This is a genomic window from Segatella copri (assembly GCF_009495355.1).
In the GTDB taxonomy this organism is placed as follows: Bacteria; Bacteroidota; Bacteroidia; order Bacteroidales; family Bacteroidaceae; genus Prevotella.
On the sequence record NZ_VZAD01000032.1, the window covers coordinates 1 to 18,933 of the forward strand.

General features: G+C 46.0%; 18 protein-coding genes and 2 pseudogenes. 11 read left to right on the top strand and 9 right to left on the bottom strand.

All coding sequences use genetic code 11. From position 1 onward, the window contains the following. Positions 1 to 197 (top strand): hypothetical protein (locus F7D20_RS13020; protein ID WP_228114091.1); only part of this gene is annotated, 197 nt, incomplete at its 5' end. Between the two features lie 179 nt (positions 198 to 376). Here the strand turns inward: F7D20_RS13020 and F7D20_RS03240 are convergent. Both F7D20_RS03240 and lepA read right to left on the bottom strand, forming a co-directional pair. Then, positions 377 to 976, bottom strand: coding sequence for a Crp/Fnr family transcriptional regulator (locus F7D20_RS03240; RefSeq protein ID WP_158462827.1), 600 nt, complete (start codon positions 974 to 976; stop codon positions 377 to 379). Between the two features lie 54 nt (positions 977 to 1,030). Then, on the bottom strand, positions 1,031 to 2,824 hold the full coding sequence (gene lepA, locus F7D20_RS03245; protein ID WP_022252342.1) for a translation elongation factor 4: 1,794 nt from the start codon (positions 2,822 to 2,824) through the stop codon (positions 1,031 to 1,033). Between the two features lie 206 nt (positions 2,825 to 3,030). Between lepA and F7D20_RS03250 the strand changes: the two genes are divergently transcribed. Next, entirely contained in the window at positions 3,031 to 3,414 is a 384-nt protein-coding gene (locus tag F7D20_RS03250; protein WP_158462828.1) for a hypothetical protein, read from the top strand. A gap of 25 nt (positions 3,415 to 3,439) precedes the next feature. Here F7D20_RS03250 and F7D20_RS03255 read toward each other — a convergent pair whose 3' ends face one another. From F7D20_RS03255 to pheT, 3 genes are all read right to left on the bottom strand, one after another. Beyond that, positions 3,440 to 3,724 carry a TIGR03905 family TSCPD domain-containing protein gene (locus F7D20_RS03255; protein ID WP_158462829.1) on the bottom strand — a complete coding sequence of 95 codons (285 nt, stop codon included), beginning with the start codon at positions 3,722 to 3,724 and terminating at the stop codon, positions 3,440 to 3,442. Between the two features lie 142 nt (positions 3,725 to 3,866). Further along, a complete protein-coding gene (locus tag F7D20_RS03260; RefSeq protein WP_158462830.1) occupies positions 3,867 to 4,610 on the bottom strand; it encodes a YebC/PmpR family DNA-binding transcriptional regulator in 744 nt (247 codons plus the stop codon). Positions 4,611 to 4,676: 66 nt separating this feature from the next. Further along, positions 4,677 to 7,145, bottom strand: coding sequence for a phenylalanine--tRNA ligase subunit beta (pheT, locus tag F7D20_RS03265; RefSeq protein WP_158462831.1), 2,469 nt, complete (start codon positions 7,143 to 7,145; stop codon positions 4,677 to 4,679). 101 nt (positions 7,146 to 7,246) lie between these two features. Between pheT and F7D20_RS03270 the strand changes: the two genes are divergently transcribed. Beyond that, positions 7,247 to 8,575, top strand: a complete 1,329-nt coding sequence (locus F7D20_RS03270; protein WP_158462832.1) for a ComEC/Rec2 family competence protein — start codon at positions 7,247 to 7,249, stop codon at positions 8,573 to 8,575. Here F7D20_RS03270 and F7D20_RS03275 read toward each other — a convergent pair. Then, entirely contained in the window at positions 8,472 to 10,787 is a 2,316-nt protein-coding gene (locus F7D20_RS03275; protein WP_158462833.1) for a transglycosylase domain-containing protein, read from the bottom strand. The genes F7D20_RS03270 and F7D20_RS03275 overlap by 104 nt on opposite strands. A gap of 11 nt (positions 10,788 to 10,798) precedes the next feature. After that, positions 10,799 to 11,284 carry a hypothetical protein gene (locus F7D20_RS03280; RefSeq protein WP_158462834.1) on the bottom strand — a complete coding sequence of 162 codons (486 nt, stop codon included), beginning with the start codon at positions 11,282 to 11,284 and terminating at the stop codon, positions 10,799 to 10,801. Between the two features lie 772 nt (positions 11,285 to 12,056). Between F7D20_RS03280 and F7D20_RS03285 the strand changes: the two genes are divergently transcribed. The 5 genes from F7D20_RS03285 (at position 12,057) to F7D20_RS03305 (ending at position 16,175) form a co-directional block, all read left to right on the top strand. Next, on the top strand, positions 12,057 to 12,278 hold the full coding sequence (locus tag F7D20_RS03285) for a hypothetical protein (protein WP_158462835.1): 222 nt from the start codon (positions 12,057 to 12,059) through the stop codon (positions 12,276 to 12,278). Positions 12,279 to 12,452: 174 nt separating this feature from the next. Then, a complete protein-coding gene (locus F7D20_RS03290) occupies positions 12,453 to 13,139 on the top strand; it encodes a CPBP family glutamic-type intramembrane protease (protein ID WP_158462836.1) in 687 nt (228 codons plus the stop codon). A gap of 997 nt (positions 13,140 to 14,136) precedes the next feature. Then, the gene (locus F7D20_RS03295; protein WP_044072484.1) at positions 14,137 to 14,346 is read left to right on the top strand and encodes a helix-turn-helix domain-containing protein; all 210 of its coding nucleotides are present in this window, start codon (positions 14,137 to 14,139) and stop codon (positions 14,344 to 14,346) included. A 216-nt stretch (positions 14,347 to 14,562) separates the two neighbouring features. Further along, positions 14,563 to 15,270 carry an immunoglobulin-like domain-containing protein gene (locus tag F7D20_RS03300; protein ID WP_158462837.1) on the top strand — a complete coding sequence of 236 codons (708 nt, stop codon included), beginning with the start codon at positions 14,563 to 14,565 and terminating at the stop codon, positions 15,268 to 15,270. Between the two features lie 257 nt (positions 15,271 to 15,527). Beyond that, on the top strand, positions 15,528 to 16,175 hold the full coding sequence (locus F7D20_RS03305) for a hypothetical protein (RefSeq protein ID WP_158462838.1): 648 nt from the start codon (positions 15,528 to 15,530) through the stop codon (positions 16,173 to 16,175). Between the two features lie 111 nt (positions 16,176 to 16,286). On the opposite strand, the gene F7D20_RS03310 is transcribed toward F7D20_RS03305, so the two are convergent. Continuing rightward, positions 16,287 to 16,589 carry a copper resistance protein NlpE N-terminal domain-containing protein gene (locus F7D20_RS03310; protein ID WP_158462839.1) on the bottom strand — a complete coding sequence of 101 codons (303 nt, stop codon included), beginning with the start codon at positions 16,587 to 16,589 and terminating at the stop codon, positions 16,287 to 16,289. 43 nt (positions 16,590 to 16,632) lie between these two features. Continuing rightward, positions 16,633 to 16,782 (bottom strand): hypothetical protein, encoded by a 150-nt coding sequence (locus F7D20_RS03315; RefSeq protein WP_158462840.1) that lies wholly within the window; start codon positions 16,780 to 16,782, stop codon positions 16,633 to 16,635. A 242-nt stretch (positions 16,783 to 17,024) separates the two neighbouring features. Here F7D20_RS03315 and F7D20_RS13025 point away from each other — a divergent pair. From F7D20_RS13025 to F7D20_RS03325, 3 genes and pseudogenes are all read left to right on the top strand, one after another. Then, positions 17,025 to 17,496 (top strand): annotated as a pseudogene (locus tag F7D20_RS13025) (RHS repeat domain-containing protein); the annotation flags it as partial. Then, positions 17,482 to 18,090 carry a M91 family zinc metallopeptidase gene (locus F7D20_RS13195; RefSeq protein ID WP_367383906.1) on the top strand — a complete coding sequence of 203 codons (609 nt, stop codon included), beginning with the start codon at positions 17,482 to 17,484 and terminating at the stop codon, positions 18,088 to 18,090. The pseudogene F7D20_RS13025 and the gene F7D20_RS13195, both read left to right, overlap by 15 nt. A 575-nt stretch (positions 18,091 to 18,665) precedes the next feature. Next, a pseudogene (locus F7D20_RS03325) lies at positions 18,666 to 18,933 on the top strand (hypothetical protein); the annotation flags it as partial.

Consider the following 18,933-nt stretch of genomic DNA (forward strand, 5'->3'; position numbering starts at 1 on the left):
TGCACCAAAATAACACCATTTTTTATACCGGATTTTTGATTCGAATTTTGAACACCCTACCTGTAAGGGCAAAAGCTTTATTATTGCCTGAAGTTTTAAAGCTTTTGCCCTTACAGGGCGCATTGCTGATTGCCTTTATACCCAGGGCGTTGCCCTGGGCTAAGAGCTTCTGCCCTTTCAGGGCGTGCTGCTTATAGAAAACTTTACCTTCGGCCGATGACCATTGGTTAAGGGCGTGCTGCTTCTGTGAGCTTCTGACCTTTATCTTCGGTCGGTGACCGTTGGTTCAGGGCATGTGGGGCAAATATGCGAATTTTCAATAACCAAAAAGTCCTGCTTCATCATTGTGAAGCAGGACTTTTTGGTTATAACATCTTTATAGCAACACACCCGAACGGATGCGTGACAATGTCTCGGGAGTCATTTGCAGATAGCTGGCAATGTAAGTCAATGGAGCACGCAACACCACCTGAGGACTCAGTTCGCACAGACGCTTGTATTTGTTGGGCGCAGTCTCGAAACGCATCAGGTCGGCATGAACCTGCGACTGGATGAGACTCTCCTCCAGAATCTTACGATACAACATCTGAATGTTGACATTGCGGATGGCGGCAGCCTCCAGTTTCGACTTAGGCAAGATATAAACCAGGGTAGCCTCAAGAGCCTCCACCTGAAGACGAGTAGGCTCCTCCTTGAAAAGACTCTCGATACACATAAAGATGGTATGGTCGACACCCAGATGCTCGGTCACCTCCTTGCCATTCTTATTATAGAACTGGCGCACAAGCCCCTTCTCGATATAAGAGATACCACGACACACCTCACCTTCCGAAAGGATCATCTCGCCCTTTCCGTATTTCACTGGCTCCAGGATGCCCTCCAGGATGTCGAGCTCGTCGTGAGTCATCGTACTGTACTTACGCGCCAACTCCCTGGCAATATCACGCTTGGGAGTAATCGTCCTTAAATCATTCATTATTCTGCCTCCTTGATTTATGTTGCTTGATAGCTTTTATCTTACTTGAAATGATTAGTCGAGTTTCAATACGGCAAGGAATGCCTTCTGTGGCACCTCCACATTACCGATCTGCTTCATACGCTTCTTACCCTTCTTCTGCTTCTCCAACAGTTTGCGCTTACGGCTTACGTCACCACCATAACACTTGGCTGTAACGTCCTTACGCACCTGCTTGATGGTTTCGCGTGCCACAATCTTGGCTCCGATGGCAGCCTGGATAGCGATGTCAAACTGCTGACGGGGTATCAGGTCTTTCAACTTCTCACACATTCTGCGACCAAAGGCAACTGCATTCTCACGGTGGGTCAGGGTACTCAGGGCATCCACAGGCTCACCGTTGAGCAAAATGTCGAGCTTCACCAGGTCGGAAGGACGGAAGCTGTCTATGTGATAATCGAAGGAAGCATATCCCTTGGAGATGCTCTTCAGCTTATCATAGAAGTCGATAACGATTTCGCCAAGAGGCAGCATGAAGTGCAACTCCACACGGTTGCCACTCACATACTCCTGCTTGATGAGCTCGCCTCGCTTGTCGAGACAAAGTTTCATGATAGGACCAATATAGTCGCACGATGTGATGATGGTGGCGCGGATATAGGGTTCCTCAATATGGTCGATCATCGTTGGGTCGGGCAGTCCCGAAGGATTGTGCACCTCTTTCTCGCCGCCCTGCTTGTCGTATACCATATAGGATACGTTGGGCACGGTGGTGATGACGTCCATGTTGAACTCGCGGTCGAGTCGTTCCTGTATGATCTCCATGTGGAGCAGACCCAAGAAGCCACAACGGAAACCGAAGCCTAAAGCCACAGAACTCTCCGGCATAAAGGTGAGACTGGCATCATTGAGCTGCAGCTTCTCCAACGAGGCACGCAGGTTCTCGTAGTCGCTGGGGTCTATGGGATAGACACCGGCAAAGACCATAGGCTTCACCTCCTGGAAACCGGCAATGGCTTTCTCGCAGGGACGTGCAACATGGGTAATGGTATCACCCACCTTTACCTCAGTGGCGTTCTTGATACCCGAGATGATATATCCCACCTCGCCTGTTCCCAGCTCGTTGCGGGCTATCATGTCCATCTTCAGCACGCCGATCTCATCGGCATCATATTCCATTCCGGTGTTGAAGAACTTCACCTTGTCACCCTTGCGGATGGTTCCGTTCTCTATCTTGAAGTAGGCGATGATGCCACGGAAGGAGTTGAACACAGAGTCGAAGATCAGTGCCTGCAAAGGTGCCTTGTTGTCACCCTCGGGATGAGGCACACGGTTCACCACAGCCTCGAGCACATCCTCTACGCCCTCACCTGTCTTTCCTGAGGCACGCAGAATCTCCTCGCGCTTGCATCCGATGAGATCTACGATCTCGTCCTCCACCTCCTCGGGCATGGCCGAAGGCATGTCTATCTTGTTGATGACAGGAATGATTTCCAAGTCGTGCTCTATGGCCATATAAAGGTTGGAGATGGTCTGCGCCTGCACACCCTGTGTGGCGTCAACTACCAGGAGTGCTCCCTCGCAGGCAGCGATGGAACGTGAAACCTCGTAAGAGAAATCCACGTGTCCCGGAGTATCAATGAGGTTGAGGATATAGGTTTGTCCGTCATTTGCCTTGTACTCCATTTGGATGGCATGGCTCTTGATGGTGATACCTCTCTCTCGCTCCAAATCCATGTCGTCGAGCATCTGACCCTCAGTGATCTTGATGGTCTGTGTCTTCTCCAACAATCGGTCTGCCAGGGTACTTTTACCATGGTCTATATGTGCAATAATACAGAAATTTCGTATTTTGTTGATATTCTCCATAAATATTTATACTTTAGGATGCAAAATTACCTTATTTTTAGGAGAAAACCAATTTTTTTGCGCTTTTTTTTCGCATTTACTCAACTTTAGCAAGTTCAGAAGTTATAGAAGTTAGAGCTTCTGACAGAAAAATCAGGGTCAAATGTTGCAGGATTACGAATTTTGCAGTAACTTTGTGACAAAATTCAAAAACGAAGAAAAAAAAGATGAAAAAGATTTTATTCGGTATCATGACTCTTGCCCTCATGGCATCATGCACTGAGAGCATGGAAGACAGGGCTGTACGCGAAGCCCGCGAATACACAGAGAAGGTATGTCCCACCCCTTACATCAACGACAGCCGTACCGACAGCGCTGTGTTTGACAAAGACTCACGCACTTATATTTATTATCTCAGCTTGCGCAACAAGGCTGACAATGCCGAGGCGATAGCCCTGAACCGTAACAAACTGCACAATATGCAGAAACAGGCACTCGACAACAACCCGGGGCTCAAGAGCTATAAGGAAGCCCACTTCTCCTTCCGTTTCATCTACCGTTCGGCTTCCAATCCCCAGAAAATTTTGTTGGACGATACGTTCAAGTACTAAAGCTTGAACATATCGCCATACTAAATTAATATCCCATTTGCTGAAGGGCAGTAGCCAACTGGTCTGGACAACTGGTTGGCTTGTTGCCGCAGGTGATGCCTTTCAGTCGGGCTATCACGTCCTTGGCCTTCATGTTTCTTATCAGAGCGCATACGCCCTTGGTGTTGCCGTCACAACCACCGATAAACTCAGCATCCCTTACTGTTCCGTCCTCATCCACACTGATGCAGATGTACTTTGAACAGGTGCCGTGTGTCTGATAGGTGACCTTCTTCAACTTATCCTGATTTTCGTTGTTAGAATTAATCATAATGTTTTCTCCTCATTTTAAAGCTTTTGCCCTTACAGGGCGCATAGTGAAATAAACACAAAACCCAGGGCGATGCCCTGGGCTATGAGCTTCTGCCCTTTCAGGGCGTGCCGATAAAAGCAGCGCTGAATTGGGCGTAATATTATTCTGCCTCCTCAGAAGCCTCTGGCTTCATATTGGTATAGACGGTCTGAACATCGTCAAACTCCTCCAGCTTCTCCACCATCTTGTCGATAGTCTCACGCTCCTCAGGAGTAACGTCCTTCAGGTCGTTAGGGATATAGGTGAACTCAGCACCGGTCACCTCGAAGCCCTCAGCCTCCAAGTGCTTCTGGATGTCACCGAAGCTTGTAGGAGCACCGTAGATAGTGACCTCGTTGTTCTCCTCATCCTCGTCGAACTCATCCTCTACACCATAGTCGATCAGGTCGAGAATCATCTCGTCCATATCCATGCCTTCCTTCTTCTTGAAGGTGAACACAGCCTTGTGGTCGAAGAGGAAAGAAAGTGAACCTGTGGTACCCATGTTGCCATTGAACTTATTGAACACTGAGCGCACGTCACCTACGGTACGTGTGGTGTTGTCTGTCAATGTGTCAACGAAGATGGCAACACCGTGAGGACCATATCCCTCGTAAGTCACCTCCTTGTAATCGCTTGTATCCTTGCCACAAGCGTTCTTGATGGCACGTTCGATGTTATCCTTAGGCATGTTCTCACGCTTACAGTTGGCGATGATAGCACGCAAGGTAGGGTTGTTCTCTGGCTCTGGACCGCCAGCCTTTACTGCAATTGCAATCTGCTTACCTAACTTAGTAAATGTCTTGGCCATGTGGCCCCATCTTTTCAGCTTTGTAGCCTTACGATATTCAAATGCTCTTCCCATTGGAATAAAATTTAATATGTTTTGTTGTTATACTTATTATATGATGTGAAGGAGTTAACTCCAAAATTATCTCAATTCAGCATTCAACTTGCCTGTGAGGTTGGCAATGAGTTTCTTCATGATGGCATCGATCTGCTTGTCGTTGAGAGTCTTCTCCTCGTCCTGCAGGATGAAGTTCACTGCGTAGCTCTTCTTTCCCTCTGGCAGGTTCTTGCCCTCATACACGTCGAAGAGAACCACACTCTTGAGGAGCTTCTTCTCTGTCTGACGGGCAATCATCTCTATCTGCTCAAACTCCACACTCTTGTCGACCAGGAGTGCCAGGTCGCGGCTTACAGAAGGATACTTGCTGATATCGGTATAGGTGAGGTTCACCTTCTTGATGGCCTTCATCAGGTTGTCCCAGTGCACATCGGCATAGAACACGTCCTGCTCGATATCGAAAGCCTTCTTCAGCTTCAGGCTCAGGATACCCATCTCTACCAATACCTTTCCGGCACGGGTCTCATACTGCACACCCTTTGAGAAGATATTGTTGTCGCTGTGCTTCAGCACCACATTGTTCTGTGGCATACCCACACGGCGCAGGATGTTCTCCACCACAGCCTTCAACTCGTAGATGTTGCTCTGCTCGTCGGCATGAGCCCAGTTGCCTTCTACGCGCTTACCGGTGATGAAGAGCGAGATATGACCTTCCTGGCTGTAGCCCTTGATAGGATTCTCGGCATCCCATTTCTCCTTATTATATAAATAGGTGTTGCCCACCTCGAAGAACTTCAGGTTTTGGCTCTTGTGGTTGATGTTGCGCGACACACTCTCCAGTCCACCGAAGAGCATGGTCTGGCGCATCACTCCCAGGTCGGCACTCAGAGGGTTCATCACCTTCACGGTGTGCTCGTCGGGATATGCGTTGAGCTCGAAGTCGGTATAATAGCTTGCCTTGGTGAGCGAGTTGTTCAGTATCTCCATGAAGCCCTCGCCTACCAGCTGCTCTGCCACGATGTTCTGGGTGTGGTAGTGCTTGTCTTCCTCGCCCTGTACGGTGAGCGAGCTCTTCAGCTGGGTAGGAATCTCCACGTTGTTGTATCCGTAGATACGCAGGATGTCCTCCACCACGTCGCAAGGACGCTGCACGTCAACACGGAAGGCTGGAACGAGGAGGTCGAGGCCCTCGGCGTCTTCCTTCACAATCTTCATCTCCAATGAGGTGGCGATATTCTTGATGGTCTCTGCACCGATCTCCTTACCGATGAGACGGTGTGCATACTCATAGTTCAGGCGCACAGGGAAATCCTGGATAGGCTCTGGATATACGTCCTTGATCTGCATACTGATCTTTCCGCCTGCCAACTGCTTGCAGAGGATGGCAGCTTGCTTGAGGGCATAAATCTGTCCGTTGGGGTCTACACCGCGCTCAAAACGATAGCTGGCGTCGGTGCTCAGTCCGTGACGGCGGGCACTCTTGCGAATCCATGTTGGATGGAAGTAGGCACTCTCCAACACCACATTCTTGGTGGTGTCGTAGGTTCCCGAGCCCTTACCGCCAAAGATACCTGCGATACACATAGGCTCCTCGGCGTTGCAGATGCTCAGGTCGTGCTCGCCCAGGGTATGCTCCTCACCGTCGAGGGTCACAAACTTGGTTCCCTCTGGCTGGGTGCGTACCACGATCTTATGTCCTGTCACCATGTCGGCATCAAAGCAGTGCAGTGGCTGACCGTAAGCCATCATGATATAGTTGGTGATGTCCACGATGTTGTTGATAGGACGCAAGCCGATGATGTTCAGCTTGTCCTGCAGCCACTTAGGACTCTCCTTCACCTCGCAGTCGGTGATGCTCACACAGGCATAGCGCTTGCAGGCTTCGGTGTTCTGAATCTCCACCTCGATAGGCAGGTCCTCGTTGTCGACAACGAACTCATCGCACGAAGGACGATGCATACTGGTCTGATATCCGTTCTGCTTCAGCCACGCATAGAGGTCGCGTGCCACTCCCCAGTGACCCAGGGCATCAGCTCGGTTGGCTGTGATGTCTATCTCGATGAGCCAGTCGCTCTCCAAGTGATAATACTCTGCTGCAGGCTGACCTACGGGAGCATCCTCTGGCAGCACGATGATGCCGTCGTGAGAGGTTCCTACTCCTATCTCGTCCTCGGCACAGATCATGCCGAGACTCTCCACGCCGCGAAGCTTGCTGCGCTTGATGGTGAAACTCTTGTCGCCGTCGTAGAGCACGCAGCCCAGGTCGGCTACGATGACTTTCTGTCCTGCTGCCACGTTGGGGGCACCGCATACAATCTGCTGGGGCTCGCCCTTGCCCAAATCTACAGTAGTGACATGGAGGTGATCGCTATTGGGATGCATCTCGCATGTCAACACTTTACCTACGTAAAGACCCTTCAGTCCACCCTTGATGGACTGTACTTCTTCCAAAGCATCGACTTCGAGACCGCAAGAAGTCAGCGCGTCCGCTGTCTCCTGGGGAGTAAGGTCGAAATCGACGTATTCTTTAAGCCATTTGTATGAAACGTTCATTATAATGATTTTTATTGTATTCTATAAAACTTTGCAAAATTACAAAAAAAACTACATTTAGACGAAAAAAAATTCCTATATTTGCAGAAATTAAAGATTAAATGAAGATTTCTGGCGCAAAGACAGTCCTCAGAAGGCGAAAGTTCTTCAATTCGTGCCCCACTCAGGCTCTCTGCTTGATGCTTGTGTCGGGCATTGTCATTGCGCACTTCCACGTCGTCACCCTTCCTCCCTCCTACTGGCTGCTCATCATGCTCGCCGCCTCTGCCTTCGCCATCTTGGTGAAGAACGAGCTGCACAAGTCACTCCTCATCCTCGCCGCCTTCCTGATGGCTGGCGCCCTGCTCACCTCTCTGCAGGAAGAGCAGAACCGGCAACCCGCAGCGACGCGTTCCTACAGCCATCTGTCGGCGCTCGACCGCACCCGCCTGAAGGCTCTCAGCCTGCGAAGCGAACTCACAGAACGCATTGGCAGCCAGCATCTTGCATCGCAGCAGCAAGCCATCATCACCGCCATGACACTGGGCGAGAAAGGCAGCCTCAGCAAGGACACCCGACAAACCTTCAAGGCCTCGGGTGCCAGCCATATCCTGGCCATCAGCGGACTACATATCGGCATCATCTTTCAGCTCTTCATCCTCCTGGCAGGAGGCAGAAAACGATGGCGGCTTATCGCCGTACCCATCAGCGTGACTGCCATCTGGGCATACGTGTTCCTCATCGCCCTGCCTGCCAGTGCCGTCAGGGCTGCCTCAATGATCAGCATCTACTGTTTCGCCCTGCTCACCAGACGCAACTCGACGGCTGTGAGCAACCTGACTCTCGCTGCCATCGTGATGCTCATCATCCAGCCTCTCCACCTCTTCGACATCAGCTTTCAGCTGTCCTTTGCCGCCGTGCTGTCCATCCTGTTGCTCTACAAGCCCATCTACAGCCTTCTGCCAGCCTCGGTCACCCGCCGCAAGCCCTTGGGCTGGGCATGGGCAATGGTGGCGGTATCGGTGGCTGCCCAGGTGGGAACCACACCGCTGGTGTGCTATTATTTCGGCAACATCGCCTGCTATTCCGTACTCAGCTCGTTTGTCGCCATTCCTGCTGCCACGGTCATCATCTATGTCAGTCTGTCGCTGCTGCTCTCGTTCTTCCTCCTGCCGGGATTCTCCCTGCTGCAGGGCGGACTGGCATACTTGCTAAGCCTCACCACCTCTGCCACCCAGCATGCCCTGCAGCTGATAGTCATGCTGCCAGGAGCCTGCATAGAGGGGATAAAAATAAGCATCCTGCAATTAGGCCTCATCTATATTGCCATCATTGCAGGATGCTTGCTTATTCAAAAACTTCATCGATGCCTTCTTCACCGAATTCATCTTCCGTCTGACTCGCACAGGGATTATAGTCAGCAGGAATGTCAAACTTCTCCATCGGACTGAAGCCCAGCGTTGGGTCGGCATAAACCTTCTTCATGAAGATGGCCCAGATGGGGAGCGCCATCGTGGCTCCCTGTCCCATACTCATGGAGTCGAAGTGGATGTCGCGGTCCTCGCCTCCCACCCAGCAGCCTGTCACCAACTGCGGTGTGAAGCCAATGAACCATCCGTCGCTGTTGTTGTTGGTGGTTCCCGTCTTCGCTCCTATCTGTCCCTCCATGTTGTAGCGGTATCTCAGTCGTCCCGCCGTACCCTGGTCTACCACGCCCATCAGCATAGTAAGCATCTTCATGGCGTTGTCGGCGCTGATCACCTCGTTCATGCGGGGCTGGAAGGTGGCTATCGTATTGCCTTCGTTGTCCTCGATGCGGCTCACAAAGAGCGGCGAGGTCCTGATGCCGTGGTTGGCAAAGGCGGTATAGGCGCTCACCATCTCCGACACACTCACCTCACAAGGACCCAGACAGAGACTCATCGAGGCATGGATGTCGGGATTGTTGATGCCGTAATCGCGCAGCAGCTGCACAAACTGCTGTGGGTTCAGCTTGCTCATCAGATAAGCGCTGATCCAGTTGTTACTCTGTGCCAGACCCCACTTCAGCGTAACCATCTGTCCATAGCGCGAATGGTTGGCGTTGCGGGGTGTCCAGCGTCTGCCTGCCACGATATAGGTCTGCTGACGGTTGGGCGCCATGTCGCAGGGAGAGAATCCGTTCTCCATCGCCAGACTGTAGAGGAATGGCTTGATGGTGGAACCCACCTGTCGGCGTCCCAGGCTCACCATGTCGTACATGAAGTGTGTATAGTCGAGACCGCCCACATAGGCTTTCACGGCTCCCGTCTTAGGATCCATGCTCATGAAGCCCGAACGCAGGAAACCCTTGTAGTAGCGTATGGAGTCGAGCGGACTCATCAGGGTGTCGATGTCGCCATGATAGGTAAAGACGGTCATCTCCACCTTCTTTCTGAAGGCGTCGTGTATCTCCTCGGGCGAATAGCCTGCCGCCTTCATGGTGCGGTAGCGCTCGCTCTGGGTGATGGATCGGTTCAGGATGGAGCGTATCTGATTGGGCGTCAGCTTGTCGGAGAAGGGAGCACTGGGCTTGGGCTTGTTCTCACGGTCGAAGGCGGGCTGCAGATAGCCTGCCACATGCTTGTAGACTGCCTCCTCGGCATATTTCTGCATACGGCTGTCTATCGTGGTGAACACTCTCAGACCGTCGGCATAGACGTTATAGGGTGTGCCGTCCTTCTTGAAGTTCTTGTTGCACCAGCCATAGAGGGGATCTGTGTCCCAGGCTATCGAGTCGATGACAAACTGCACTCTGTTCCACGAAGGATAGTCGGAGCGCACGGGGCGCTTGGCGGTCATATACTGGCGGAGGAACTCGCGCAGATAGGTGGCTGTGCCGTCCTTATGGTCGGTACGGTGGAAGTCGAGGGTAAGGGGTTCGGCAGAATACTTGGCGTACTCCGAGCGGTCCATATAGCCTGCCTTCACCATCTGCTGCAACACCACGTTTCTTCGTTCCCGGCAGCGGTCGGGATAGCGCACGGGGTTGAAGAGCGAGGGGTTTTTGCAGAGTCCGATGAGGGTGGCTGCCTCGCACACCGTCAGGTCTTTAGGCTCTTTGTTGAAGTAAGTGTTGGCAGCGGTCTTGATGCCCACCGCATTGTGCAGGAAGTCGAAGTAGTTGAGATAGAGGGCGATGATCTCCTGCTTGGTGTAATAGCGCTCCAACTTGACGGCTATCACCCACTCTATGGGTTTCTGGAAGAAGCGCTGCACGGTGCTGCTGGCTGTCTCGCTATACAACTGCTTCGCCAACTGCTGGGTGATGGTGGAGCCTCCTCCGGCATTGGTTTGTCCCATGAGTCCTCGCTTCACGATGGCTCGGCCCAGGGCACGGAAGTCGATGCCTGAGTGCTCATAGAAGCGCTCGTCCTCTGTGGCAACGAGTGCCTCTACGAGGTGGGGCGACATCTTGTCGTAAGGGATCACGATTCTGTTCTCCTTGTTCAGGTTCCAGGTTCCCAACACCTTGCCGTCAGATGAATACACCTGTGTGGCAAAGCGGTTGATGGGGTTCTGCAAGTCCTCTATCTCGGGCATATAGCCTATCAAACCATTCCAAACGGCTACAAAGCCCAGGATACAGAACAGGATGCCTGCACCCAACAAAGCCCATAATATGTGGATGAATCGTTTTCTCATTTATTTCTTTATCAGTTTATCTTGCAAAGATACAAATAAAATATCGTAACACAAAAGAAATTAAGAGAAATCCGCATTTTCAAGAAAGTTTTTTTGCCCTCTGCCAATACTGCCGTTATGCCGGGCAAAAAACAAAATTGGGGATTAGAAGCACTTTTTCTAATCCATTTTTCTCGCATCCCCATTATTATTAATACTTTATACCATTTTCTCGCGTTGTTTATATATAAATGTTGAAATAAATCGGCACGGCAGCAGTTTTGGTAGTAATAACTGTTCAAAAAGGGTGGTAATTTCTGTTTCCATCCACTTTTTGTGTTGTGGATTTGGTCGGGTTTTGCGAAGTGCATCCACAGGGGATGCGCCTTTTTTTGGAGTGCCCAAATCCCCTGTTTTGGGCCCCGCATCCCCTGTTTTGGGGTAGCAAATCCCCTCATTTCTCCACTTTTTTCGTTTTCTTTTACATCGTTTTCGCGATTTTCTTCATGTTTATTCATGAATTATGCGCATTTTCCCGATTTTTTGTCAAATTTTCTTTTCGCACCAAACACAAAATGGCAGTTTTTCAGGGTGTGTGGCGCTTATTTGCGACTGTTGAGTTCAGCATAATAGTTACCATTTCCCGGTAAGTCACTGAGACGGCTCAATGACTTACCGGGAAATCTCTGTTAGTCATTGGCTGGTCTGAATAACCTATCGGGCGAGACCTTTGCGTGAAGCTGTGAACGTTTATAATAATATATATATATATATTCTTTTATATGTTTTTATGGCATTACCCATACTGCTGTTTTCTTTATTTATTTTCTTTCGCGTATGCGTATAAAGCAAGAAACGAGGGTTCACCCTTCACATCTGCTCCGAAAGTCCGATAAACAGAGGGGATTCAGGGCGTGAACCCTCCCTTCACAGGTATTCACCAAAACGTCACAAATGGCGTAAAACGGTGAACCCTTTGTGACAGAAAAGCCCAAAATGTGAACGCTTTTCTTGCAAAAGACGCAAGCAGCACGCCTGTGAAGGGGCAGAAGCTCTTAGCCCAGGGCAACGTCCTGGGTATAAGGCAATTAGCAGGACAAAAGACGCAAGCAGCACGCCCTGAAGGGGCAGAAGCTCTTAGCCCATGGCAACGCCCTGGGTATAAGGCAATTAGCAACGCGCCCTGTAAGGGCAAAAGCTTTAAAACTCCAGGCAATTTTTTAAAGCTTCTGCCCCTACAGGTAGGGTGTGTGGGACAAACATTCGAAAGAGGAATATGACAACAGAATCATGGGAGCGAATGCGACAAACGCGGGACCGAATGCGACAAACGCGGGACCGAATGTGACAAACGTGGAAGCGATTGCGACAAACGTGGAACCGAATGCGACAAACATGGAAGCGAATGCGACAATCGTGGAAGCGAATGCGACAAACGTGGGAGCGAAAAAAGAGAAAAAACAGCAGAAAAAGGATAGATTCTCAGAAAAAATGATTATCTTTGCAAAATAAAAGAAAAAGCCTTGACAGAGCTTTCTGCACCGTTTGAAGTAGAAGTAACGGACCTTCTCTGGGAAGATAATATAGACTGATAAAATGACAACAGACAATAAAGACAACAAATCCCATACATTCCGCTCGATTTAAGAAAAAATAATATAACTTTGAACCAAATATCCCATCTAAATGAAGATATCATCCATATTAAAACAGAAGCGGACATGGAGCATCATGCTTTTCTATGTTCTGGCGGTATTAATAAGAGTCGTCTCAACCCGCTTTGAGACCATAGACCCATCCCACGTCAAATTGTGGGGTTTCGTAGGTGGCTTGAGTCCACTCATAGGCGCGATTGTCGTTATCTTGGCGCTTCGAAGAAAAATGAAGACATCTCTTTTTGGTACATCGGTCACCAAGAGCATCCTCACATTGGCGGTGCCTTTTGTTCTGTTTGGCATTGTTGATTACAAGGAGATTGGACTCTGTTTGTGGTTATTGTTTGTATATCTGCTCTATGCCTTCTTCGAAGAGGTGGGCTGGCGTGGATACCTTTATAGCGAACTAATTGGCTGCAAAATCATTCACCGACTGCTGCTCACCACTTTGCTTTGGTTCTTTTGGCATTGCAGAGCATGGCAAATAGGGGATGTGGGCTTCTTTGCCTTGTTGTTCCTTGCTTCTTTTGGTCTTGACAAGCTTATCCGTGATACGCATTCTCTTATACTGGTGGCCTGCTTCCATGGTCTGTTCAATTTTTATTTCAAATGCCTCTCCGACCCAAGCCATTGGTCGTCAATCGTTTGTCTCGTCATCACCATCATGCTGTGGCTCTACATTTGGTATGGGCCAAAAGTCAAGATTTGCTGGAGATAATGTAATGCTTGGGACAAAAATACAAAAAGAAAGGAATACTTTATGAATGGTGTATTATTAGAATGGTAATATGATAGATTATATATTTTATAGAGTATATTGGGCTTATAATAAAAAAAGAGAGTCCGCAAAGTTTCTTAGCCCATTGTATATGGCAATGGTCTTTGCGTTTCTCTTTTTCCCATTCGCATTATTTTTGTGCGAACTATTAAGGGATTCATACCATAGAAATGATGGATATTTGTTATCCATTTATCTACTAATGATATTAATATACTCTTATTTAAGATTTTTCCCTAACAAAAAGATATGGTTGATAAATAAAAAATTCGAAGGGAATGGTTATAATTATAAGATTCCTGATTGGTGTTTTTTCGTGGTTCTTCCATTATCCATAGTTTGGGGAATTATAACATACTCTCTTTTGGTAAAGTTTTTCATAAAACCTTTTGCCTTGAGAGGTATTATACATAATATGCTGTAAGCGTTCTATAAAAAATGCAATCAAAGACTCATAGAATTTTTCTTGTCTGGAGTTTTTGATTGCATTTTCAAATATATAGTACAACCTAAAAATTAATAAATATAAGTAGAAGAGGTTTTGATTGTAAAAATATAATTCTTTTCTTGCAATCTTACTGATTGCTCGTAATATACTGATAATCAATACTAATTGTGAAGATAAAATGGCAAAAGAAACAAATTAGGAACAACAAAACCAAGAAACCCAACATTGAAAGCATGAGAAAACAAAAATTAACACGAAAAACAATGGTAATTTTCCGATTTTGACATTTTAAGAACATGGCAAATAGAACAAATATTTATGAACGCATATATGTATCTTGCCATATTGGGAAACCAATTGCTTAGTCCCATTTTTGCAGATTATATTTCTATTTTGTCTAAATTACGACGGAATACAGCAGATTTTCAAGGGATTTGGATGGATTATCACGATAAAATATTATTTTTGTAGCGTAAAAACGATAAAAACATGAAGTTAAATCGCATAAGAGCAGTCTTAGAGGACAAAGGGATAAGCCAAACATGGCTTGCAAAGAAGTTAGGAAGGAGTTTCAGTACGGTCAATGCTTACGTATGCAACCGTTCTCAACCCAACCTTACCACACTTCTTGAAATTGCACAGTTCTTGTCTGTGGATATGAAAGAACTTATCACGGACAAAAAGGAACGCAATGATTGAAGAGATTATGAGAGACAAAATAATATCATAACATCATTTTGTGGATAAACTAAAATATAATATTTGCAAAATAAATTGAACTTTTCTCATAAGAAAAGAAATATACTATAAGAGTTCATATCTCTCTACATGTTAAATTATTAATTGCTGATAACTATGAGACTGAAGCCAAAACTCCTCAATGCAATAATATTAGGATTGACAATGTTCCTTTCAATGCAAACAGCTTTTGCTGCTTGCAAACAGTCATTTGCCGCTCAACAAAAGAAGGTAGCGACCATTAGCAAAAAGAGAGTTGTCAAGAGCAAGAAGAGAACCTATCGCAAGGCTTCGGCGCGTAAATATTCGCATAGGGAACTGAACGCCATTATGCGGATACTTGAGCGGAAGTTCCTGTCGGAAGACAAGACCCCGGCCTTGCGAAATGTTGTTGGATTTGGAATGGAATCCAACTCCATTGATGTTGCGCTCCGTTGGAACACGAAGGAGAAGCAGCTGGAGTTTCGTAGGCAGATTTACAACTCGCCCGCCATCAGGTTTGAGGGCAAGTTGGACCCTATCATCGACAACAGGGAAGGCGTGAGCACCTACCAAGGCATCTCCCTCAAGGCGGAGAAGCCTTCCTATCCATTGGGCACCACGGAAATCAGATTCACGATTACCAACCATAGTGGCGAGGAATTTGTGTATGGCGAAGCATATAGCATCACAGCCCAAGGAGCGGATGGCAATTGGTTTGTTGTGCCCACCGATTGCTCGTTCACGGCCATCGGTCATGTTTTAAGCGATGGTCAAAGCGGCACCATCACGGCCCATCTTTTTCCCGATATTCTGCCAAACAAGCCAGGCGTCTATCGCTTCTTCTACGAAGATAACATAGATGGCAATAAGGTGCTGCTTATGGCAACCTTTGAGTTGAAGTAAATAAAAAGAATTGTTGCTTATGAAAATACTCTTCAGTTTATTGGCATTTTGTTTATTTGCCTCATGCGTCCATTCTCAAGAAGCGCTGGACACGGTAAATTTGCCATATTGTGTACAATGTGGCAAGTGGATTTATTTTAATAATAGGTAATTTTACAACTATTAATAAGTTTATATTAGTGATAGCTATGGTTTGTTGCATAACACAATTATGTTCACGATTTAATGCGATATATGGAACAAAACATCATATTGATATGTTAGATTCAATATCGACAAATTTTGCAAGGGAAAATACTATCTATCGCGGAGTTCGATTGTGGTCTATGTTTAATAATCCGAATAAAAATTATTTGTGTATAAAAGTAAATGACACGCTAATCATTGTTACAGATAGTGAGTTATTGTTTGACACCCCTTTATATTCAACGACAAAGGAGAGGCTTGCTCAAGATTTTAGCCAGGCAAGCATCGTATACTGCACTGATATTCCATTCCGTGCATATGTTGTTGCAGAAGGGGATACCTTAATATACGAAAGAAATTCCATTACCTCCCCAAAATATAACTTATCTCGAGGAATTGTTAGGAATAACATTGTAAATCCTAATAAAAATTTATTTGTAGGTGATTCCTTGGATGGACTATTTAAAAAAATTGGATTATGGGATAAAAGGGTATTAGACTATGCCGATAAGTCTAACGTGTGTATATTTATAAATACCGAAGCAATCAAATATCATTCACGACTTAGAGATGAATCAAATTTTATATTAAAATGTGAATTCAATGCAGTTTTTGTACAAATAGTTAATAATAAAATTTATGGTGTTGAATATGGACTTTTTGGTAGATATGGAATGAAGGAAGATTTAAGTCTTAGAGAATATATGGATGCCATGTGATGAATGATGGATATAACGAGTTCGGCATGGATGAGCGCAAATTCAGACAGTGTAATACAAACTGTGTCAAACTATAACCATTATAGTTTAACACAGTTAATTTGCACTTCATTATTTCTTTCTCAGTGTATAATTCTTCCTATCCTCATTTTTGGGTTTATTACCAAACGAATCCAGCAAAACAACACTTTTATCCTCCCTCACCTTATAAAATATATTGTCCCCACTCGAAGGATGCACAAGCATCAAGACATTGCCGTCAAGCATTTGGAAAACACCTCTTAACTTTTCCCGCTCGTTCTGCTTTTCTTTGAATGTCCGTGTCAACAAATAGGTTCCGTCAGCATTTAATGTTAGTGTTGTCTCAACATCAGGCGGTAACACACCGCAATATGTTCCCGCTACAGAATCCAAATCAATCTTGTTGCTTAAAGCTGCCGTATATTCTTCAAGCTTATCAGCACACCTGCCTCAAGCGTAATGAGGCTGGCGAACGAGTGTCGTCCCGAATGGTAGGAATAGGTAAGTCCGTTCTCTTTTCCACAAGCACATCGAAAGCCTTTTGGATGGAAAGCAACAACTGCTCGAGGTCCTTGTTGGTCTCCACGGCTTCCTTGCTCTTGCCCTCCTTTGGCTGCTTTAGTGCTTTATGTTAATCGAAGTACAATCACCGCAATAATACTATTGATTTTACGTTCTTTTCAAAAAAGGGGTTGTGCAATAGTGGCTTAAAGGCTAAAAGCACTACCTTTGAATGCTGTTAAATATGGTAATGTTCAAAGTCACTATTTGTGATATTGGAAAAATGAATATAAATATGACAGATAAAATAGAAAAAAGGAGGCAACCTTTGCAGTACCGTACAATGGCGATGACAACAACGATTATGTCGATGGTAAGGGCTTCTGCTGCAATGACGGCAGCTTGGAAGCTGCGCAGGCACGAGCTTTGTCGAGAGCTGCAAAGAATAACTTCCAAGAGGGCGACGCATACGAGACGATGCAGTTCTACTACCACCCAGACCATTTGGGTAGCAGTAGTTACATCACCAACCTTGACGGCGAGGTGGTGCAGCATATTGAGTATGTGCCTTTCGGTGAAGTCTTTGTTGAGGAACGCAACAACATTTGGAATTACACCTTATCTTTTCAATGCCAAGGAATTTGATGAGGAGACGGGCATGTACTACTATGGTGCGAGATACTATGAGCCGAGGTTGAGCTTGTGGATGAGTGTGGATCCTTTGCAAGAGAAATACCCAAATATTAGCACTTATTGCTATGCGGCAAACAACCCTATCAAGTTCATAGATTCAGATGGAAGAAAACTTCTATTTGCCTCAGGAACAACGGAAGCATTTAAACAAAAATTTCGTGCAGCTATTATGTATTTACATGAGCATAATGCAGATGGTATCATAGCCCAGATAGATAAAAGTTCTACAATTATTTATATTACAGAAAGAGTTGGTGAGGCTTCTGCTTTCAGCAAGACGAAAAAAACTATTTATTGGGATCCTAACATGGGAGTGCTTACAAGTTCTGACAAAAAAATGTCACCTGCGGCTGTATTAAACCATGAAGCGGATCATACACTCCAATATCTCAAAAATCCTGATAAATTTGCACAAGACTCTAAAACTCTTGCTCCCGATTATAATGATAAAGAGGAAATGAGAGTTATAACAGGATCCGAACAGAAAACAGCTTTAGCACTTGGTGAAATCAGTGCAGTAGAGGTTACACGTACAGACCACATCGGCATCCCATATATAACTAAATCGCCAACTACGACAGAAGCAAAAGATGGGAAAATTCCAAAGAATCCATTTGTAATGGATGAAATAGTTATATCTGTACCCAAGTCTAAAAATGTAAATCCAAATAATGACAATAATGAGACAGATAACAAATAGTATTAAATGCTTGATTGTTTTTGGTATATGGTTACTTGGTTTTAATACATTGAGTGCTTGTTATATCAAGCTCAAAATTGTTTACACCCAAGCTGACCTAAGAACAATTTTTGATATTACTCCAGAGTTGTTTGACAAGGGATTAATCAGTCATTCGCTTGATAGTATAATCGTGGTGTCAGATATGAAATTTTCCAAATTCTTCGACACTATAAATTCTCTTAAAAAAACAAGTGAAATACATCCTTCTATAAATGTTCGAGCAAAAATTATATTCTATTTGAACGAGCAAATCTTGAATACATATTATTTAGGAATGTTTTATATATACTGTCAGAATGGAATATACGAAGTAAACGAAGAATTCAGAAATATGATTAATGCTATATTTAAAAAAAGTGGAAAGTTGCCTATGTATTGATTAAAAAACGTTATGTCCCGTTACCCATACAGGGGTAACGACCAATACCCTTATAAGGGTGTTCATCATTACCCTTATATGGGTATTAAACGGAGAGGGCAAGAAATAGGAAAAAACAACGTTAAATAATTGATAACCATAGACAATTAAAAGTATGATAGAGTTTGAAGTAAAATCAAAGACGCAGCCTATTGGCAAGCGTAAGGGGCAGACGGTGTACTTCGCCCAGCCTGTGTCACAACAACATCTGACAAACAAGATGGTAGTTGACCGTATCGTGCGCGGAACCTCCCTCTCGGCAGGTGACGTAAGCAATGCGCTCATCAGTCTTGGTGCCATCGTGCGCGATGCCTTCGAATTTGAGGAACGCAACAACATTTGGAATACACCTTATCTTTTCAATGCGAAGGAATTCGATGAGG

What these genes read in the sequence shown, in the direction of transcription:
- F7D20_RS03250 (WP_158462828.1), top strand. Translation starts at nt 3,031, where the DNA reads ATGAAAAAGATTTTATTCGGTATCATGACTCTTGCCCTCATGGCATCA.
- F7D20_RS03300 (WP_158462837.1), top strand. Translation starts at nt 14,563, where the DNA reads ATGCAAACAGCTTTTGCTGCTTGCAAACAGTCATTTGCCGCTCAACAA.
- F7D20_RS03260 (WP_158462830.1), bottom strand. Translation starts at nt 4,610, where the DNA reads ATGGGAAGAGCATTTGAATATCGTAAGGCTACAAAGCTGAAAAGATGG.
- F7D20_RS03270 (WP_158462832.1), top strand. Translation starts at nt 7,247, where the DNA reads ATGAAGATTTCTGGCGCAAAGACAGTCCTCAGAAGGCGAAAGTTCTTC.
- F7D20_RS03280 (WP_158462834.1), bottom strand. Translation starts at nt 11,284, where the DNA reads ATGAATAAACATGAAGAAAATCGCGAAAACGATGTAAAAGAAAACGAA.
- F7D20_RS03305 (WP_158462838.1), top strand. Translation starts at nt 15,528, where the DNA reads ATGTTAGATTCAATATCGACAAATTTTGCAAGGGAAAATACTATCTAT.
- F7D20_RS03290 (WP_158462836.1), top strand. Translation starts at nt 12,453, where the DNA reads ATGAAGATATCATCCATATTAAAACAGAAGCGGACATGGAGCATCATG.
- lepA (WP_022252342.1), bottom strand. Translation starts at nt 2,824, where the DNA reads ATGGAGAATATCAACAAAATACGAAATTTCTGTATTATTGCACATATA.
- F7D20_RS03295 (WP_044072484.1), top strand. Translation starts at nt 14,137, where the DNA reads ATGAAGTTAAATCGCATAAGAGCAGTCTTAGAGGACAAAGGGATAAGC.
- F7D20_RS03285 (WP_158462835.1), top strand. Translation starts at nt 12,057, where the DNA reads ATGGGAGCGAATGCGACAAACGCGGGACCGAATGCGACAAACGCGGGA.
- F7D20_RS03275 (WP_158462833.1), bottom strand. Translation starts at nt 10,787, where the DNA reads ATGAGAAAACGATTCATCCACATATTATGGGCTTTGTTGGGTGCAGGC.
- pheT (WP_158462831.1), bottom strand. Translation starts at nt 7,145, where the DNA reads ATGAACGTTTCATACAAATGGCTTAAAGAATACGTCGATTTCGACCTT.
- F7D20_RS03255 (WP_158462829.1), bottom strand. Translation starts at nt 3,724, where the DNA reads ATGATTAATTCTAACAACGAAAATCAGGATAAGTTGAAGAAGGTCACC.
- F7D20_RS03240 (WP_158462827.1), bottom strand. Translation starts at nt 976, where the DNA reads ATGAATGATTTAAGGACGATTACTCCCAAGCGTGATATTGCCAGGGAG.